The 15,305-nt window shown below is 71.1% G+C and carries 16 protein-coding genes and 1 tRNA gene; 10 read left to right on the top strand and 7 right to left on the bottom strand.

The features are described from left to right. Positions 1 to 295: 295 nt before the first annotated feature. Positions 296 to 1,195 (bottom strand): rhomboid family intramembrane serine protease, encoded by a 900-nt coding sequence (locus ACIQVL_RS16840; protein WP_403428572.1) that lies wholly within the window; start codon positions 1,193 to 1,195, stop codon positions 296 to 298. 99 nt (positions 1,196 to 1,294) lie between these two features. Further along, positions 1,295 to 1,828 (bottom strand): peptidylprolyl isomerase, encoded by a 534-nt coding sequence (locus tag ACIQVL_RS16835; protein WP_403475639.1) that lies wholly within the window; start codon positions 1,826 to 1,828, stop codon positions 1,295 to 1,297. A gap of 291 nt (positions 1,829 to 2,119) precedes the next feature. Between ACIQVL_RS16835 and ACIQVL_RS16830 the strand changes: the two genes are divergently transcribed. Both ACIQVL_RS16830 and ACIQVL_RS16825 read left to right on the top strand, forming a co-directional pair. Continuing rightward, entirely contained in the window at positions 2,120 to 2,821 is a 702-nt protein-coding gene (locus tag ACIQVL_RS16830; protein WP_403428568.1) for a DUF5324 family protein, read from the top strand. Between the two features lie 202 nt (positions 2,822 to 3,023). Continuing rightward, positions 3,024 to 4,187 (top strand): DUF6183 family protein, encoded by a 1,164-nt coding sequence (locus ACIQVL_RS16825; RefSeq protein WP_403428565.1) that lies wholly within the window; start codon positions 3,024 to 3,026, stop codon positions 4,185 to 4,187. Positions 4,188 to 4,321: 134 nt separating this feature from the next. Here the strand turns inward: ACIQVL_RS16825 and ACIQVL_RS16820 are convergent, their stop codons facing one another. Continuing rightward, positions 4,322 to 4,825, bottom strand: a complete 504-nt coding sequence (locus ACIQVL_RS16820) for a MarR family winged helix-turn-helix transcriptional regulator (protein ID WP_403428562.1) — start codon at positions 4,823 to 4,825, stop codon at positions 4,322 to 4,324. Between the two features lie 152 nt (positions 4,826 to 4,977). Here ACIQVL_RS16820 and ACIQVL_RS16815 point away from each other — a divergent pair, with 152 nt between their 5' ends. Continuing rightward, a complete protein-coding gene (locus ACIQVL_RS16815) occupies positions 4,978 to 5,922 on the top strand; it encodes an NADP-dependent oxidoreductase (protein WP_403475638.1) in 945 nt (314 codons plus the stop codon). A gap of 280 nt (positions 5,923 to 6,202) precedes the next feature. On the opposite strand, the gene ACIQVL_RS16810 is transcribed toward ACIQVL_RS16815, so the two are convergent. After that, positions 6,203 to 7,039, bottom strand: a complete 837-nt coding sequence (locus tag ACIQVL_RS16810; protein WP_403475637.1) for an alpha/beta fold hydrolase — start codon at positions 7,037 to 7,039, stop codon at positions 6,203 to 6,205. A gap of 342 nt (positions 7,040 to 7,381) precedes the next feature. Here ACIQVL_RS16810 and ACIQVL_RS16805 point away from each other — a divergent pair, with 342 nt between their 5' ends. The 4 genes from ACIQVL_RS16805 (at position 7,382) to ACIQVL_RS16790 (ending at position 9,926) form a co-directional block, all read left to right on the top strand. Next, entirely contained in the window at positions 7,382 to 7,981 is a 600-nt protein-coding gene (locus tag ACIQVL_RS16805; RefSeq protein WP_403428554.1) for a TetR/AcrR family transcriptional regulator, read from the top strand. A gap of 351 nt (positions 7,982 to 8,332) precedes the next feature. Then, a complete protein-coding gene (locus ACIQVL_RS16800; RefSeq protein WP_403475636.1) occupies positions 8,333 to 8,791 on the top strand; it encodes a hypothetical protein in 459 nt (152 codons plus the stop codon). A 45-nt stretch (positions 8,792 to 8,836) separates the two neighbouring features. Continuing rightward, positions 8,837 to 9,334, top strand: a complete 498-nt coding sequence (locus ACIQVL_RS16795; protein WP_403428551.1) for a sigma-70 family RNA polymerase sigma factor — start codon at positions 8,837 to 8,839, stop codon at positions 9,332 to 9,334. Then, a complete protein-coding gene (locus ACIQVL_RS16790; RefSeq protein ID WP_403428549.1) occupies positions 9,321 to 9,926 on the top strand; it encodes a hypothetical protein in 606 nt (201 codons plus the stop codon). Before ACIQVL_RS16795 ends, ACIQVL_RS16790 begins: the two co-directional genes overlap by 14 nt. Before the next feature lie 428 nt (positions 9,927 to 10,354). On the opposite strand, the gene ACIQVL_RS16785 is transcribed toward ACIQVL_RS16790, so the two are convergent. Then, positions 10,355 to 10,427, bottom strand: a tRNA-Ala gene (locus ACIQVL_RS16785). 184 nt (positions 10,428 to 10,611) lie between these two features. Between ACIQVL_RS16785 and ACIQVL_RS16780 the strand changes: the two genes are divergently transcribed. Continuing rightward, positions 10,612 to 11,160 carry a DNA-binding protein gene (locus ACIQVL_RS16780; protein ID WP_093500792.1) on the top strand — a complete coding sequence of 183 codons (549 nt, stop codon included), beginning with the start codon at positions 10,612 to 10,614 and terminating at the stop codon, positions 11,158 to 11,160. Between the two features lie 163 nt (positions 11,161 to 11,323). Continuing rightward, positions 11,324 to 12,955, top strand: coding sequence for a protein kinase (locus ACIQVL_RS16775; protein WP_403475635.1), 1,632 nt, complete (start codon positions 11,324 to 11,326; stop codon positions 12,953 to 12,955). Here ACIQVL_RS16775 and ACIQVL_RS16770 read toward each other — a convergent pair. Then, complete coding sequence (locus ACIQVL_RS16770; protein WP_403475634.1) at positions 12,919 to 14,184, bottom strand: hypothetical protein; 1,266 nt, start codon at positions 14,182 to 14,184, stop codon at positions 12,919 to 12,921. The genes ACIQVL_RS16775 and ACIQVL_RS16770 overlap by 37 nt on opposite strands. Before the next feature lie 266 nt (positions 14,185 to 14,450). Continuing rightward, entirely contained in the window at positions 14,451 to 14,579 is a 129-nt protein-coding gene (locus ACIQVL_RS16765) for a DLW-39 family protein (protein ID WP_003999697.1), read from the bottom strand. Between the two features lie 351 nt (positions 14,580 to 14,930). Here ACIQVL_RS16765 and ACIQVL_RS16760 point away from each other — a divergent pair, with 351 nt between their 5' ends. Continuing rightward, the gene (locus ACIQVL_RS16760) at positions 14,931 to 15,272 is read left to right on the top strand and encodes a DUF6344 domain-containing protein (RefSeq protein WP_403428541.1); all 342 of its coding nucleotides are present in this window, start codon (positions 14,931 to 14,933) and stop codon (positions 15,270 to 15,272) included. Positions 15,273 to 15,305 lie beyond the last annotated feature (33 nt).

Raw genomic sequence — 15,305 nt, 5'->3', positions numbered from 1 at the left:
AGCTCTGCCCAGGGCTATCCGCTGAGTTATCCACAGGCCTGACCTGCTGTCCACACCCTCCTGGGGAAAAGACGACGATCTGTGGATAACCCGTCGAGTGTTGACGCCGGTACGACTACCACAACACTCGCCGTAAAACCGCTCGCCCCCTCCCTGACCTGCGGTAACGCAGGTGAGTGGGAGGGGGCGCAGTTGTGCACGCACGTTGTGCACAAGATCGGCCACCGACTGTGGACAACGGTTCGGTATCGGTGCGGTGAGCCGCCGTGATCGGGGAGCAGGCTCAGGCTCGGGCTCAGGTGAGCTGCGCGGTCCGGACGACCGTGATCACCACGGCCACGACCAGCACCAGCGCACACGTGCCGTACTGGATCAGGTTCCGCCGCTCGCGCGGGGCGTGCACCATCGCGTAGCCGGTGACGACACCGGCGACCAGGCCGCCGATGTGGGCCTGCCAGGCGATGCCGCCGCTGAACGTGAAGATGAGGTTGATCACCAGCAGGGCGATGATCGGCCGCATGTCGTAGTTGAGCCGGCGGATGAGCACCGCGGTGGCGCCGAAGAGGCCGAAGATCGCGCCGGAGGCGCCGAGCGAGGGCTGGTTCTGGGCGGCCAGCAGATACGTGAGGGCGCTGCCGGCCAGGCCGGAGACGAAGTAGAGCGTGATGTAGCGGGCGCGGCCGAGGGCGGCTTCCAGGGGGCCGCCGATCCACCAGAGGCTGAGCATGTTGAACACGATGTGCATGGGGTTCGTCGGGTCGTGCAGGAACATCGCGGTCAGCATGCGGTAGTACTCGCCCTGGGCCACCCCCTCCAGCGGGCTGAACTGGGAGTACTGAGCCTGGCCGATCATCTCGAAGTGATTGGTGAAACTGTCCCCGACGGACTTCTGGACCAGGAAGACGGCAATGTTGATGCCGATCAGGATCTTGGTGAGCAGCCGCGGGTCGGCGGTCATCGTGCCGCCGGCGAGGGTGCGGGGCTGCGAGGCGGCCGGGGGCGGGCCGCTCTGGCCTGCGGTGGTGCCGCGGACGCAGTCGGGGCACTGGAAGCCCACGGAGGCGCTGACCATGCACTCGGGGCAGATGGGGCGCTCGCAGCGGGTGCAGCGCACGCCGGTCTCCCGGTCCGGGTGCCGGTAGCACTTGGGCAGGCTGTGGGCGTCGCGCGCGCTGCCTGCCGCCTGGTCCTCCATGGGGTCCCCTCGCTCGTCGTGGGCAGTGTTCCGCCCCGCCCATCCTTACGGACGAGCGGGGCGTTTGGTTCCCTCCGGGTGCTTCCCTTTCGGACCGGGTCAGCCGGCGCGCTTCGCGACGACCACCGTCTCGATGACGACGTTGTTCACCGGCCGCTTGTTGGGTCCGCTGACGGGGACGGCGGCGATGCTGTCCACGACCTTCTGGCCGGCCGGGTCGACGACCTCGCCGAAGATGGTGTGCTTGCGGTTGAGGTGGGGCGCGGGATTGACCGTGATGAAGAACTGGGAGCCGTTGGTGCGGGGGCCGGCGTTGGCCATGGCGAGCAGGTAGGGGCGGTCGAAGCGCAGGTCGGGGTGGAACTCGTCCTCGAACTTGTAGCCGGGGCCGCCGATGCCGGTGCCGAGGGGGTCGCCGCCCTGGATCATGAAGCCGCTGATGACCCGGTGGAAGACGGTGCCGTCGTAGAGCGGATCGGTGGACACGGCGCCGGTGGCCGGGTGGGTCCACTCACGCTCACCCTGCGCCAGTTCGACGAAGTTCCTGACCGTCTTGGGCGCATGGTTGGGGAAGAGCCGGACCTCGATGTCGCCGAGGCTGGTCTTCACGGTGGCGTAGAGCTGCTCGGCCACGGTCCGCCTTCCGTTGTGCTCGGATTCAGTGCCCCCGATCCTCGCACGGTACGGCGGGTCCGATGCCCGCCCGGGGCTTCCGGACGCGGATCCTCACGAATCACTTGCGGAACCCCTTCTGCCATGCGGGGGCGCACGGCCTCGATCCGTGGCATTGTCGTCGACAAGCCCCTCTTAGCTCTGGTTGCACCCGTATGCCCGTCCTCGCGCGCCGCCCGGCCCGCGGACAGGCATGATCCGTAAAAGGGTGGAAAGTCGAAATACCGTACGCCACCGAGGAGGAGGAAACCCGTGACCCGCAAAGACAGCGTGCGCGCCGCGACCAGTTCGGCGAAGGACAGCGTGCGGCACGCCGCGGAAGCGGTGGCGCCCTACGCCGACACGGCCAAGGAGCGTGCCGCGTACTACGCACAAGAGGCACGGGTACGGCTCGCGCCCGTGGTGTCGCAGGCAGCTGAGCAGGCCCGCGTCCAGTACGACGCCCGTCTCGTGCCGCGCCTGGAGCAGGCCCGCACCCATGTCCCGCCGAAGATGGACCAGGCCGCGCACGACGCCGCCGACCTGACGCGCAAGGCGGCCCGGCAGGCCGCCGACTACTCGCGTCCGAGGATCGAGCAGGCGGTGGCGGCGGCCGGTCCGGTCCGTGAGGAGGCGACCGCGCGGGGTGCCGCCGCGCTGGCCGCGTTGCGCGGCAACGTGTCGGCCGAGGAGATCGAGAAGCTGGCCCGCCGGAACCAGCGGCGCTCGTCGTGCGGCCGTGCGTTCAAGGCGTTCGCGGTGTTCGGCGTGCTGGCCGGTGCGGCCTTCGCCGCCTGGAAGTGGTGGGACAAGCAGGCCAACCCCGACTGGCTGGTCGAGCCTCCGGCCGCCACGGAGGTCCCGGATGCGGGCCGTCTCAGCTCGGTGGACGGCAGCTCTCCCCTCGACCCCGAGGTGCAGGCGAAGGAGGCCGAGGAGCACGGGTCCCGGTCCCGGGACGACAAGAACCGCTGAGTCCTGAGTCCGGTCGGCCGCGCTTGGGTCGCACGCCGTTTCACGTGAAACCAGACGGCTGACCGCACGGACGGAGCACGTAACCCCCTGACCGCGTTTACGCAGGTCAGGGGGTTTGCTGTGGAGCCCGGCGGGGCCGAACCCGAAATCGATGTCCCCCGGGACGGGCGTGGGGCAGAGTGACTCCACCATGTACGGCGACATGACTCAACAGATCAGAGAACTGCTGGACCGCGGCTTTTCGGCCGCGACCGCACTCGGTGAGGAGATCCGGCATCGGGTTTCGTCCGGGGACTTCGAGTGGACGACGCTCCTCGGCGCGGAGCTCGCCCGGCGGGCCGCCCGTGACGGCGGGGATTCACCCGAACACGTCTTCCTGCTCGACCGGTTGCAGACAGCTCTGGCCACGACGGCGGGGCAGCAGAGCCTGCGCGCGTTGATGTGCCTGCCGATCAGCCTGCAGGCCGGAGAGCCGGCACGGACCGAGGCCGTGCGGAGCCTGGCCTACCTGGTGGCCCGGGGGCACCGGCCTGCTGACATCGTCCCGGCCGTCTACGGCGGGCAGCTCGGCACCGCGGCACCGCACGAGTTCAGGGCCTGCCTGCTGCACGAGCTGGTACTCCGAGGCGTCGCGGTCCCGGAGTACCCCGTTCTGCGGTCCTTCGGCGAGGCGCTCGTGGCGGAGGGGCATCCGCTCGCGCCCCTGCCGCTGCACCTGCTGCCGGCGGAGCGTGCGCTGCTCAGGCCGCCGCACGCCCCGGACGACTGGACGTGGGGCTTGCCCCCGGCAGCGGTGGAGAACCACAGCGACCAGCCCGAACTCCGTGTCTCACCGCAGATGCGCCGGCGCAGCGCCGCGACCGATCCGGCGGAGACCACCGTTGCGGAGTCGGCCGAGGCCATGAGCGCCGCGGTGCGGCACTGGGTGGAGGAGTCCAACGGCACGGTCGCCGCGCAGGAGTTCTGGTCCGCGTCCCCTGTCTCTCCGGACGACTTCGCAGCCGTCTTCGAACGGCTGCCGCTCACCGCGTGGCGCACGGGAGAGACCGGGGCCCGGCTGCACCCGGCCACCTCCGGCCGGGTGCTGCGGGTACTGCTCAGCGTGGCGGTGCGCAGTCCTGCCTACGGCAGCGGCATGTTCGGTGCGTACGGGCGGCTCGCTGCCTGGCGCTCCCTCGGCGGCCTGGTCGGCGCCGCTCCGGACGCACCGATCGACCACACGGCCAAGCTGGTCGAACAGGCACACTGGTTCATCGCCGACCCGTCGTCGGACTGGTTCCGCCACGTGGCCTGGGACCTCGCCGTGGCCGCCCTGCGCACGGGCGGGCAGGAGATCGCCGTCCTCACTGCCACGGACACCGACTGATTCCGGCAGCCGCGGCACGACCATGCGGCTACGGCGCCACGGACAGGAGAGCAGAAGCCCGCCAAGGGCGGGCAACCGCCGTAGTACGGCGAGGAGTTCCGCTTCGCCAGTTTCCGCGTGCCCGAGTCGAGTCCTTATGCCCTGCCTTTTCGGCGGCGAGACGTGGCCGAGCGGGGCGGTGTCGAACGCATGTGGTCGCGCACCGGCGCCAGCAGGTCCGCGAGAGCCTTGACGTCGTCGCGCGAAAGCGGCTCGAACAGGAGGCCGCTGACCACCTCGATATGCCCCGGCAGCACCTTCCCGAGCAGCGCACGCCCGGCATCGGTGATGGTGACGGCGATGCTCCGCTCGTCGTCCGGCGAGGGAGCGCGGACGACCAGACCCGCCTTCTGGAGCAGATCCACCTGATACGTCAGGCCGCTGCGGCTGTAGACGACGCCGTCGGCCAGGTCGGTCATGCGGTGGCTGCCCGTCGGGGAGTCGCCGAGGCGGGCCAGTAGCTGGAACTGCACATAGCTGAGATCGCCTGTCTCGCGCAGCTGCTGCTCGACCGCATGCCGAAGCAGGCTGGTCACCTCGATGAGGCTGAAGTAGGCGCCGAGCTGCGCGGGGTCGAGCGTTGGCGGCGAATCAGGCATGACCAGAGTCTACTGCTTCGAATTCGAAGGGTGTGAGGTGTCGCCCCGGCAGTGAGCCACGACACTTGCTTCGAATTCGAAGTAGAGGTACCGTCGTCCACGGTTGCTTCGAATTCGAAGCACATTCGATCGCAGTGAAGGCGAGCACCGAAATGAAGGCAGTGCGTTTCCACGAGTACGGCGACCCCGGCGTCCTGCGCTACGAGGACGTGGAGCTTCCCGCCCCCGGAACCGGTGAGGTGCGGATCCGCGTCGCCGCGACCTCGTTCAACCCCGTCGACGGCAACATCCGCGCCGGCTTCATGCGCGGCCCCATCCCTGTGCAGCTGCCGCACACCCCCGGCATCGACGTCGCCGGCACGGTCGACGCGCTGGGCGAGGGCGTGGGCGGCATCGCGGTCGGCGACGACGTCATCGGCTTCCTGCCGATGGACGGGAGCGGCGCCGCGGCGCAGTACGTCCTCGCGCCGGCCGAGGTTCTGACGCCGGCGCCCAAGAGCGTCCCGCTGCCCGACGCCGCCGCACTGCCCGTCGTGGGCCTCACCGCGTGGCAGGCGCTGTTCGACCACGGCAAGCTGACGGCCGGACAGCGCGTGCTGATCAACGGCGCCGGCGGAGCGGTCGGCGGCTACGCCGTGCAGCTGGCCAAGGGAGCCGGGGCCCACGTGATCGCCACGGCCGGCCCGCGCAGCAGCGCCGCGGTCACCTCGGCAGGCGCCGACGAGGTCATCGACCACACCACCACCGGGGTGACCACGGCGGTCGCCGAGCCGGTCGACGTCGTGCTCAACCTCGCGCCGGTCGACCCGGCCGAGCTGGCCGCGCTCGTCACGCTGGTCCGTTCGGGCGGGGTCGTGGTGAACACGACGGTCTGGATGCCCGCGCCTGCCGACGAGGAGCGCGGCGTGCGCGGCATCGACCTGTTCGTCCGCAGCGACGCCGAACAGCTGTCGCGGCTGGTGGCGCTGATCGACGGCGGACAGCTGCGCGTCGATGTCACCGAGCGGGTGCCGCTGGCCGAACTTCCGGCGCTCCATGGCCGGGCCGCCGAAGGCGCGGTACACGGCAAGGTCATCGTCGTCCCGCCCACCGCCTGACGCCGGCTCCCACCGAAAGGAGAGGGCCTGCGGTCGGCGATGGCCGCAGGATGCCTCGTGAGCGGCATGGGACAGGTCGTGACGTTGCCGCCCGGACATGGTGGTGCCTCTCGGACCGGGGGTGCAGATCCGGAGAGCGGCCGTGCCGGTGTTCAGCGGGGCGGGCCGAGGATGACCCGGCCGCGGTGGCAGCGGGTCGGCCCTGCGCGGCGGCGGGTCCGGCCGGTGTCGACGCCGGCGTCCGCCGCCACGCCTGCGCAGGGCGGGAGAACCCCTGGGTTCAGTCGTCCAGGCCCGGCTTGACGACGGTGTCGACGAAGTCGCCGATGGCCGCAAGGGTCGCCGGGAGCTGTTCGATCTGCGGGAAGTGCGCGGCCTCGGGGATGGGCACGAAGCGGCTGTTGGGGAAGGAGTCGGCGTAGCCGCGGCCGTAGGTGGCGTTGGCGATGCCGTCCTCCTCGCCCCAGGCCACCAGCACCGGGAGGGTGATGCGGTGCAGCCGGCCGCGGAGCTTGGGGTCGTAGGTGAAGCCGGGACCGCCGTAGACGGCCAGGGTCTGCTGGTTGGCCGCGGCGGCGGCGCGCTGCTGGTCGGTGAAGGTGGAGAAGTCGGGGCGGAAGGCCGCGTTGGCGAAGGAGAGCTTGGTGACCGCCTGAGGCGGCAGGGTGCGGGGGTCGATGACCTGGTTGGCCGGCATGTTGGCGTGGATGCCGACGGCGTTGAGGAGGGTGAGGGCGCCGATGCGGCCCTTCGTGTCGCGCAGGGCCATCTCGGCGGCGATCCAGCCGCCGATCGAGTTGCCGATCACCATCACACCGGTCAGGTTCAGGCTGTCCAGCAGATCGAGGTAGGCCACCGCCAGGTCCGCGACGGAGTCGCACCAATCAGGACGCGGCGTGCCGTCGAAGCCGGGGTGGGTCGGGGCGACGGCGTAGACGTGCTCCGAGAGGGCGGCGGCCAGGCCGGTCATCGTGCGGGGGCCCGCGCCGCCGTGCAGGAGCAGGACACCGGTGCCCTCGGTGTCGGCGCCGTACTCGCCGATGGTGATGGACAGGCCGCCGGCGAGATCGACGGTGCGTGTGGTGGAGGTGGAGGTGGCGGTTACCGGAGTGCTCACAGCGATGATCCCCATTCATGAGAGCTAACTCTCATGAAACTAGATGAGTCTGGGGGTTTGTGCAAGTGAACTCTCATTAAGAGAGCTTCCACTCATCTAGTGGACGTCGCGGGGCCTCGTGAACGACGTCGCCGACGCCTTCCAGGATGCGGATGCGGGCCGGGCCCAGGTCGATGACCTCGCCGCCCTCCGGCCCGACAACCGGGACCTCGTGCACCGGACCGACTCCTTTCATGAGAGCATGCTCTCGCGAAGGGAGGGCGCCCCCGCCTCGTGGGGCGCAATCCTTCCCGCACCAAGGGGATCAACCAGCCCAAGCCGCGGACGACGAGAGGTGGACCGGTGGGAACCCAGAGCACGACGGGCCGTGCCAACCAGAAACTGCGCACCCGGGCCGCGATCGTGCAGGCAGCGGCCGAGCTCAGCCGCACCGGCCGCGAAGTGACCATGCCCGAGGTGGCCAAGGCGGCCTCGGTCTCCGAGGCCACCGCCTACCGCTACTTCCCCGACCTGCTCAGCCTGTTGCGCGAGGCCACCGCCGGGCAGCTGCCCACAGCCGCCGAGGCGCTGCGGCCGGTCGCCGGCTCCACCGACCCGGTGGCGCGCGTGGCCGCCGTGACCGAGTCCCTGCTGCGCCACATACTGAGCCGCCAGGGCGTGGTCCGCGCCATGATCGCGGCCACCATCGTGCGGCCCGCGGAAGCCGCCGCACGCCCCGGACTGCGCTTCGGACTGATCGACCACGCGCTGGCGCCGACCGCCGAAAGCGGCACCGTCGAACCGGCGGCGCTGGATCAGCTCAGGCGTGACCTCTCGGTCGTCGTCAGTGCCGAGGCGTTCTTCAGCCTGACCGATCTGAACGGACTGGACCCCGAACAGGCCATCACCAGCCTCGTGCACACCGCGACGACCCTCACCCGGGCCGCGCTGCGGGGCGACTGACGCGTCGAAGACCGCGCCGCGCCAGGTCCGGCGTGTCGAAGGACGCGAGCTCGCGCGCCTGCTCGACCGCACGGAACAGGGCAGCCACCCGCACCGAGGCGGGCCGGATCCTCCTGCCCCAAGCGCAGGCGCTCCCGCGCTCCGCCCGGCAGGCCGTTGCGACGGCGGGCGCAGGGGCGGGACCGGGGTTCTGGATCACGCACAAGGGGTCTGTCTCGGATCGATAACGAAGACCCGAGGGGTGTGTGCCGGGCGGGGGCTGCGGCGTGGGGGTGGTGAGGCGGCACCGGGCTCGACGCCCGCGTTGCGTGCCGCCGCCATCGTGCCGTACCGACCAATGAAGGATCGACTATGCAGCACCGCATGATCGGATTCGCCGCCCTCGGCGTGGCCGCCACGGCCCTGTGTGCCGTGTTCGCCTCGACGGCGCTGGCCTCGACCGGAGCCACCGCCAAGCCGCAGGCCACCAAGCAGGAGCAGCCCACCGCCCAGAAGGGCGTGAAGACGCAGGCGTCCGCCGGTAAGGCTTCCAAGGCCGAGGGCAAGGCCAAGGACAAGGCTGCGGACAAGGCCAAGTACAAGGCCGAGGAGAAGGCCAAGTACGCCGACGAGAACAAGCTCATCCTGCAGCTTCAGTACACGGTGAAGACGACCGCCACCGGCCCGACCGCCGCCCAGATCGCCAAGGAGAACCAACTGGTCGAACAGTTGAAGGCGAAGGGCGAGGCCACCGCCGACCAGCTTGCCTGGCTCGCGCTGTCCCCTGCCCAGAAGCGCATGGAAATGGTCCAGGTGCCCCCCACCAAGTAAGTGGACCAGGACAGAGAGGGTGACCGAGGAGAGTCGACCGGCTCGATGGACTTCGAGGAGTTCTACCAGTCGTCGTACCCGCGACTGGTCGGCCAGCTGTTCTCGGTCACCGGCAGTCTTGAACAGGCCGAGGACGTCGTGCAGGAGGCCTTCATCCGGGCCTTGGACCGCTGGCCCCGGATCCAGGCCTACGACGTGCCCGAATTATGGGTGCGCCGGGTCGCGATCAACCTCGCGGTCAGTGAGATCCGCAGGCTGCGCCGCCGCGCCGCGGCCCTGCTGCGCCTCGGCGCCCAACGCCCCCAGCCTCAGCTCACGGCGCAGACGGCCGGCGTCGCCGAGATGTTGCGCCGCGTACCGGTGAACCAGCGCCCGGTGCTGTTGCTGCACGACGTGCTCGACCTGCCGATCGAGCAGGTCGCCGAGGAGTTGGGACTGCCGGTGAGCACCGTGCGGGGCAGGCTCGCCCGAGCCCGCGCGAACCTGGCCCGCCACCTGGCCGCCGATCCGGAAGGAGCTCTGTCCCGCCATGGCCGACCCTGAGAGCAGTCTTCGCCGCCTCGTCGAGGAGGGCACCCGGGCCGCCCGGCGACCACCGGTCGGCCAGTTGCGGCAACGTGCCCGGCGCCGTCGCACCGCACGGCAGGCCGTGGCGGCAGCCGCCCTGACCGTCACCGCGCTGGCGATTCTCCCGCTGGCCCTCGGTTCCGAGGGGTCCGGATCCAGCACCCCCGGTCGGACGGCGCCCGGCACTCCCCGTCCCACCACCGACGCACCGTCTCTGCGTGCCTCGCCCTCCCGGAGCGTGCCCGGCGGCACGGTCACACTCCGCGGCACAGGCTGCGCTCCGGGCGCCCCGGTCTCCCTCGGCATCCGCTGGGAGCGGGGCGCGAAACTGACCCTTTCGATGGAGGGGGAGAAGTCCGGAGGACAGCCGCAGACGACCGCGACGGCAGGCACGAACCGCGAGTTGTCCTCCCTCGACGCACTCGCCACCGGCTCCTTCGAGGCAACGGTCACCATCCCGACCGGCCCCGTGGCCGGCGCACCCAGGCTGTGGGCACGCTGCCGGACTGCGGACCCCGCCGCCCACCAACTCACCCAGTACACCTCGATCACCGTCCACAGCGACTGACGGGGACCCGGTAACCCCACCCGGACCTGGCGGGGCGAGCAAGTGCCTCAGCGTGCGGCAACCGCTTCGTTGCCATGCACGACGGACGCAGGATCTTCCGTGCCGGACTCCGTAACGGGTTCCGGATCTGCTGTGCCGTCCGCGACCACCTCCGGGGTGAGCCGGGAGAGGTCGTCGACGGTCGGCTGCGGGTCGGGAAACCCACTCACGCCCCTCACTGTGAGCGCCACGTCCGACACCCTCCGTGTGCAACCCCCTCCGACCTCGACCTCGCCGGTCCTCGTGCGGTGCGGGAAGCACGTCCGCGACCACTGCCCCGACGCCACCTTCGGCATCTTCGGCACCGGCCTCCGCAACGGGGGACGGACAGGGGATCAGCAAAAATGCCCTCTGAACCGCGTTTCCGCAGTTCAGAGGGCATTTATCTGTGGAGCCTAGGGGAGTCGAACCCCTGACATCCGCCATGCAAAGACGGCGCTCTACCAACTGAGCTAAGGCCCCGTACGGGAAGCGACCGGCCGGCGGAAGGTCCGCGAGGTCGGTGCCGCAGACCAGAGTACCGGGTCACCCCCCGTACCTCGCAAAAAGATTGGGGGTCCCCGCAGATGACCACTCTCCGTAAGATGCTCGACGGGGTTCGCTGTAGCGAACCGTGGTTTTTTTGGGGAAGCGATGGGGAGACGCAATGGACGCCGCACAGCAGGAAGCCACCGCCAGAGCGCGGGAGCTGCAGCGGAACTGGTACGGAGAGCCGCTGGGGGCGCTCTTCCGTAAGCTCATCGACGACCTGGGGCTCAACCAGGCACGTCTCGCGGCGGTCCTCGGACTGTCCGCACCCATGCTGTCGCAGCTGATGAGCGGGCAGCGGGCGAAGATCGGCAACCCGGCCGTGGTCCAGCGGGTGCAGCTGCTCCAGGACCTCTCGGCCCAGGTCGCGGACGGCAGCGTGAGCGCGGCCGAGGCGACCGAGCGCATGGACGAGATCAAGAAGTCCCAGGGGGGCTCGGTGCTCAGCAACACCACGCAGACGACCAGCGGTTCGGGGGCGCCGACGGTCAAGCGGGTGGTGCGCGAGATCCAGTCGCTGCTGCGCTCGGTCGCCGCCGCCGGTGACATCATCGACGCGGCCGACACCCTCGCTCCGTCCCACCCGGAGCTCGCGGAGTTCCTCCGGGTGTACGGGGCCGGCCGCACTTCGGACGCGGTCACGCACTACCAGTCGCACCAGAGCTGAGCCACGGCCCGGTGCACCGGAGGGGGTCCGGTGAACCGGGCGGGGCCAGGTCCTGGCAACGGGGGCACGCGAGAGGGGTCGTATCGCTCATCCGGGGGAAGCAAGGGGGGTAACAGGCAAGGGGGGTGGCAGGGGAAGCCGAGGGGGAGGGGTACGCGCAGTCATGGGTGAGGTCTTCGCGGGCCGGTACGAACTGGCCGACCCGATCGGTCATGGCGGAGTGGGCGCCGTCTGGCGCGCCTGGGACCACCGGCGCAAGCGCTATGTGGCGGCCAAGGTGCTCCAGCAGAGCGACGCCCACGCGCTCCTGCGCTTCGTGCGGGAGCAGGCGCTGCGCATCGACCACCCCCATGTCCTGGCTCCGGCCAGCTGGGCCGCCGACGACGACAAGGTCCTGTTCACGATGGACCTGGTCGCCGGCGGCTCGCTGCTCCACCTCGTCGGGGACTACGGTCCCCTGCCTCCGCTGTTCGTCTGCACCCTCCTCGACCAACTCCTCGCCGGACTCGCCGCGGTGCACGCCGAGGGTGTGGTCCACCGGGACGTCAAGCCCGCGAACATCCTGCTGGAAGCGACCGGCACCGCACGTCCCCGGCTGCGCCTGTCCGACTTCGGCATCGCCATGCGGTTCGGCGAGGCCCGGCTGACCGAGACCAACCTCGTGGTCGGTACGCCGGGTTACATCGCCCCCGAGCAACTCCTCGGCGCCGAACCAGACTTCACGGCCGACCTGTTCGCCGTCGGCCTGGTCGCCCTGTACCTCCTGGAGGGCGCCAAACCCGACGCCAAGGCGCTCGTCCAGTACTTCGCCGAACACGGCACACCGGGAGCGCCCAAGGGCATCCCGGACCCGCTCTGGCAGGTCGTCGCCAGTCTTCTCCAGCCGGACCCACGGGCCCGCTTCCGTACGGCCACCGGAGCCCGCAAGGCCCTCGCCGAGGCCCGCGAGCTCCTCCCGGAGACGGACGCCGACGACGAGTCGATCGAGATCTTCGACCAACTGGGGCCGCTCCCCCCGGGGTTCGGGCCGGCCGGGCCGATGCGCCGGGCTTCGGGGGTCGACACCGCCCAGGAGCTGTCGGGGACTTCGACGGGGCCCCGTGCACCGGGAGCCGTGCCGAATCCCGACGCGACGAACCCCGACGCGGCGACCGCGACCGGGCAACGGCCGACCGGGGCCGCCCCGGGCCGCGAGCAGCCCGGGGAACCGGCCGGAGCGGCAGGGACGGGGATGCAGGCGGGCGCGAGTACGGGCGCGGGCGCGAGTCCGGCTCCCGCGACGCCCGGCACTGAGACCGGCACCGAGGCCGGGACCGGTCCCGCCGAAGGGTCCACGGCGGGCGGCACCGCCAGCACCGCCAGCACCGCCAGCACCGCCAGCACCGGATCCCCTTCGCTGCCCGCCTCCATGTCCGACACCGGCAGTTTCCGGCTCCCCCCGCCCCCGCCCCCGCCCCGGACACCGGTCCCCCCGGCCCCCGCTGCCGTGCGGCCCGAGCCGACACCGCCGTACCCGCCGTACGCCCAGCAGGCGGCCGCCCCGGTCCCGCAGCCCCACACGCCCTGGCCTCCCGCCCAGCCGCTCCCCCCGGCCCAGCCGCACGCGGACACCCCCACCCCCACGGCCACCTACACCACGCGGGATCCGCAGACCTCGCCGCCGTCGGTCCGTACCCATGGCCGGCGTCGGCGGCGGGCGCCCCGGCCCGGTCCGCCCGCCAGGGCGGCCGTGCCGATCCTGCTCCTCGCGCTGGCCTGTTACGCCGTCGGTTTCTGGGCGCTGGCCCGGCTCTGAGCGCGCCGGGCGGTCAGGGTCCACAGGCCGAGGACGAGCAGCAGGGCGGTGCCCGTGCCGATGCCGCCGGCCGCGAGCGCCCGCAGCGTCGTGTCGTCGCCGTCGGCCGGGGTCAGCAGGCCCCCCTGGTTCCAGGAGACACCGAAGATGCCCTTCGGGACCGGCGAACCGGCGTACGCGGGGTCGGAGTTCGGGGTGCCGTCGACGCGGACCCGGAGGGTGACGCCGTACGGCCCTGTCCCGAAGGTGTCCGCGGTCTGTCCGGTGAGGTGGACGACGAGGTAGTAGGCGCCTGCGAAGCGGACGGCGTTCTCCGTGCCGGAGGCGGCGTACCGGTTGGCGTAGGCGACGGGCGGCAGAGGGTCGAGGGAGGACGACTTCTGGGTGCCGTCGTAGCCGAGGGAGACGTCGTCGACGTAGCCGCGGACCGGGTTGTAGAGGGAGAGGTTGAGCGCGGCGCTGACATAGCCGTGGGTGTCGCCGCCGGTGCTGCCGAGGTCGACGGTGGCGTGGAGCTGCTGGCCCCAGTCGACCGGGACGGCGTAGTAGAGGGTCTGGCCGGGCGTGATACCGGTCTGCCAGACGCCCTGGTCCAGGGTGCGGGCCGTGGTGAAGCCGGCGCCCCCGGTGCGGCGGCGGGGGTCCGAGGTGAGCGGCTCGGGTGACGCGGAGTTCCAGGTTCCGGGGGCGGTGGTGGCGCCGGACTTGGCCAGGGCCGGTTCGGTGACGGGGGCGATCTCCAGGTCCCAGCTGCCCGGGGTGGTGGTCGTCGAGCCGGACACGGCCCGCTCGACGACCACGTAGTAGGTGCCGGCGCCCCGGCACAGCGCCTTGCCCGCGTCCCGCCGCCCCACCGCGGTGACCGGCCGCGGACTGAGCCCGGCGCCGAAGCGGGCGCTGTCGTAGTCGCAGGCGGTGCCGTTGGCGTCCTCGATCGAGACGTCGATGCCGTCGCTGGCGGAGACGGTGGCGGAGGAGGGCGGCACGGCGGTGACGGGGACGTAGGCCGTGGCGCCGGCCGTGAGTTCGAGGCGGAAGTACAGCTCGCCCTTGTCGGGGAGGGTGCTGCGGTAGGCCGTGCCGGGCTCCAGCGGTACGGCGTCCGTGGTGCTCGCCGCTCCGGTGACGGTGCGGGCGCCGGGAGCGAAGGCGTATCCGCTGCCGCTGCCGTCCTCTGCCGCGGCGGAAACGGCCGGGAGCAGTGCCGTCACTGCGAGGGCGGCCGCCACGCAGATACCCCGCCGTGCCGCCGTACGCCACCGCCGTGTCACGCGCGCCCCCAGTCGTCGTCCGCCGGCCGGGGAAGTCACGGCCCGGCCGGGCCTCATACTGCCCCGCGCGCGCCCGCGCCACCCGGCGATCCGAGCGACCGTCCGAAACGCTCCGCTCGAAACGCCCGCCGGCAACCCCCGCACCGCGCCGGTCGGCCGTCCGGAGACGCAAAAACCCCGACCGCACCGGCGGCCGGGGTCTCAGTGTCGTCTGTTGTCGGTACTCACGAACCCGTGGGCACGGAGTCAGTCGCCTCCGTCCACAGATCCTGCTCGGCGCGATCCGCCTGGATCTGGCGGTACACGAGGAGCCCGCCGATGGCGGCCAGTGCGACCAGGAGAAGCTTCTTCACCGCGCGACCTCGTCTCTTCCTTGACGTAGGGGACCTCTGGCGCCCGACTATACACACCGACCGATATCGATCGGTGACCTGGCATCCGACCCCCAACTCCGGTCCGCCGCAAGGCGTTGCGCGAGGTCGGACCGCTCCGATCGGAGGGTGATCACACCTCCACGGACGGTTACTTTGCTCCCTCTCGACTCCCTTCATGGGCCTTTCTTGGGATTTTTCCCACGCCATGCACCCATCCGTGTGGTGTTCATCAGAACATCGACGCGCCACAAGCCGACGTCCCCCACTTCGCGAGCCCTATACACATCATGAGGAAAGTACGCAAATCGCCCAACCCGAAAGTGAGGGGCCATGGCCCGGAACTCCAAGGTCATGAAGCTGTGGACCGCCATCGTCACCGCCTTCCTCGCGCTGTGCACGGCGCTCGGATTCGTCTCCGCCACCACCGCCGCCGCGGTACCGCAGACCGAGACCCCGCGCAACAGCACCGGCGAGGACCACGTCACGGACCGGGTGACGATCCCGGCACAGACCCACTGGCTCTGGTCCCAGGCAAGGTCCCTCCCGCCCACGATGAAGCAGCGGATCCGGGCCGAGGCCCACGGCAAGACCCCCAGCTGCCGGCAGCGCCCCCTGGACACCACCGAGTCGGAGACCACGGCCGAACCCCCCGCGGCACCGCTCGACTGCTGATCTCGCAGGCACAGAAGTCACGGACGTAACAGA

It is taken from the genome of Streptomyces sp. NPDC090499, from assembly GCF_044769305.1.
GTDB lineage: Bacteria > Actinomycetota > Actinomycetes > Streptomycetales > Streptomycetaceae > Streptomyces.
Note: the sequence above shows the minus strand (reverse complement) of the source record. Positions and strands in the feature narration are given on the sequence as shown.

Coding starts and splice junctions, on each gene's coding strand:
- ACIQVL_RS16840 (WP_403428572.1), bottom strand. CDS start 1,195: ATGGAGGACCAGGCGGCAGGCAGCGCGCGCGACGCCCACAGCCTGCCC.
- ACIQVL_RS16825 (WP_403428565.1), top strand. CDS start 3,024: ATGACTCAACAGATCAGAGAACTGCTGGACCGCGGCTTTTCGGCCGCG.
- ACIQVL_RS16820 (WP_403428562.1), bottom strand. CDS start 4,825: ATGCCTGATTCGCCGCCAACGCTCGACCCCGCGCAGCTCGGCGCCTAC.
- ACIQVL_RS16815 (WP_403475638.1), top strand. CDS start 4,978: ATGAAGGCAGTGCGTTTCCACGAGTACGGCGACCCCGGCGTCCTGCGC.
- ACIQVL_RS16800 (WP_403475636.1), top strand. CDS start 8,333: ATGCAGCACCGCATGATCGGATTCGCCGCCCTCGGCGTGGCCGCCACG.
- ACIQVL_RS16795 (WP_403428551.1), top strand. CDS start 8,837: ATGGACTTCGAGGAGTTCTACCAGTCGTCGTACCCGCGACTGGTCGGC.
- ACIQVL_RS16790 (WP_403428549.1), top strand. CDS start 9,321: ATGGCCGACCCTGAGAGCAGTCTTCGCCGCCTCGTCGAGGAGGGCACC.
- ACIQVL_RS16780 (WP_093500792.1), top strand. CDS start 10,612: ATGGACGCCGCACAGCAGGAAGCCACCGCCAGAGCGCGGGAGCTGCAG.
- ACIQVL_RS16775 (WP_403475635.1), top strand. CDS start 11,324: ATGGGTGAGGTCTTCGCGGGCCGGTACGAACTGGCCGACCCGATCGGT.
- ACIQVL_RS16760 (WP_403428541.1), top strand. CDS start 14,931: ATGGCCCGGAACTCCAAGGTCATGAAGCTGTGGACCGCCATCGTCACC.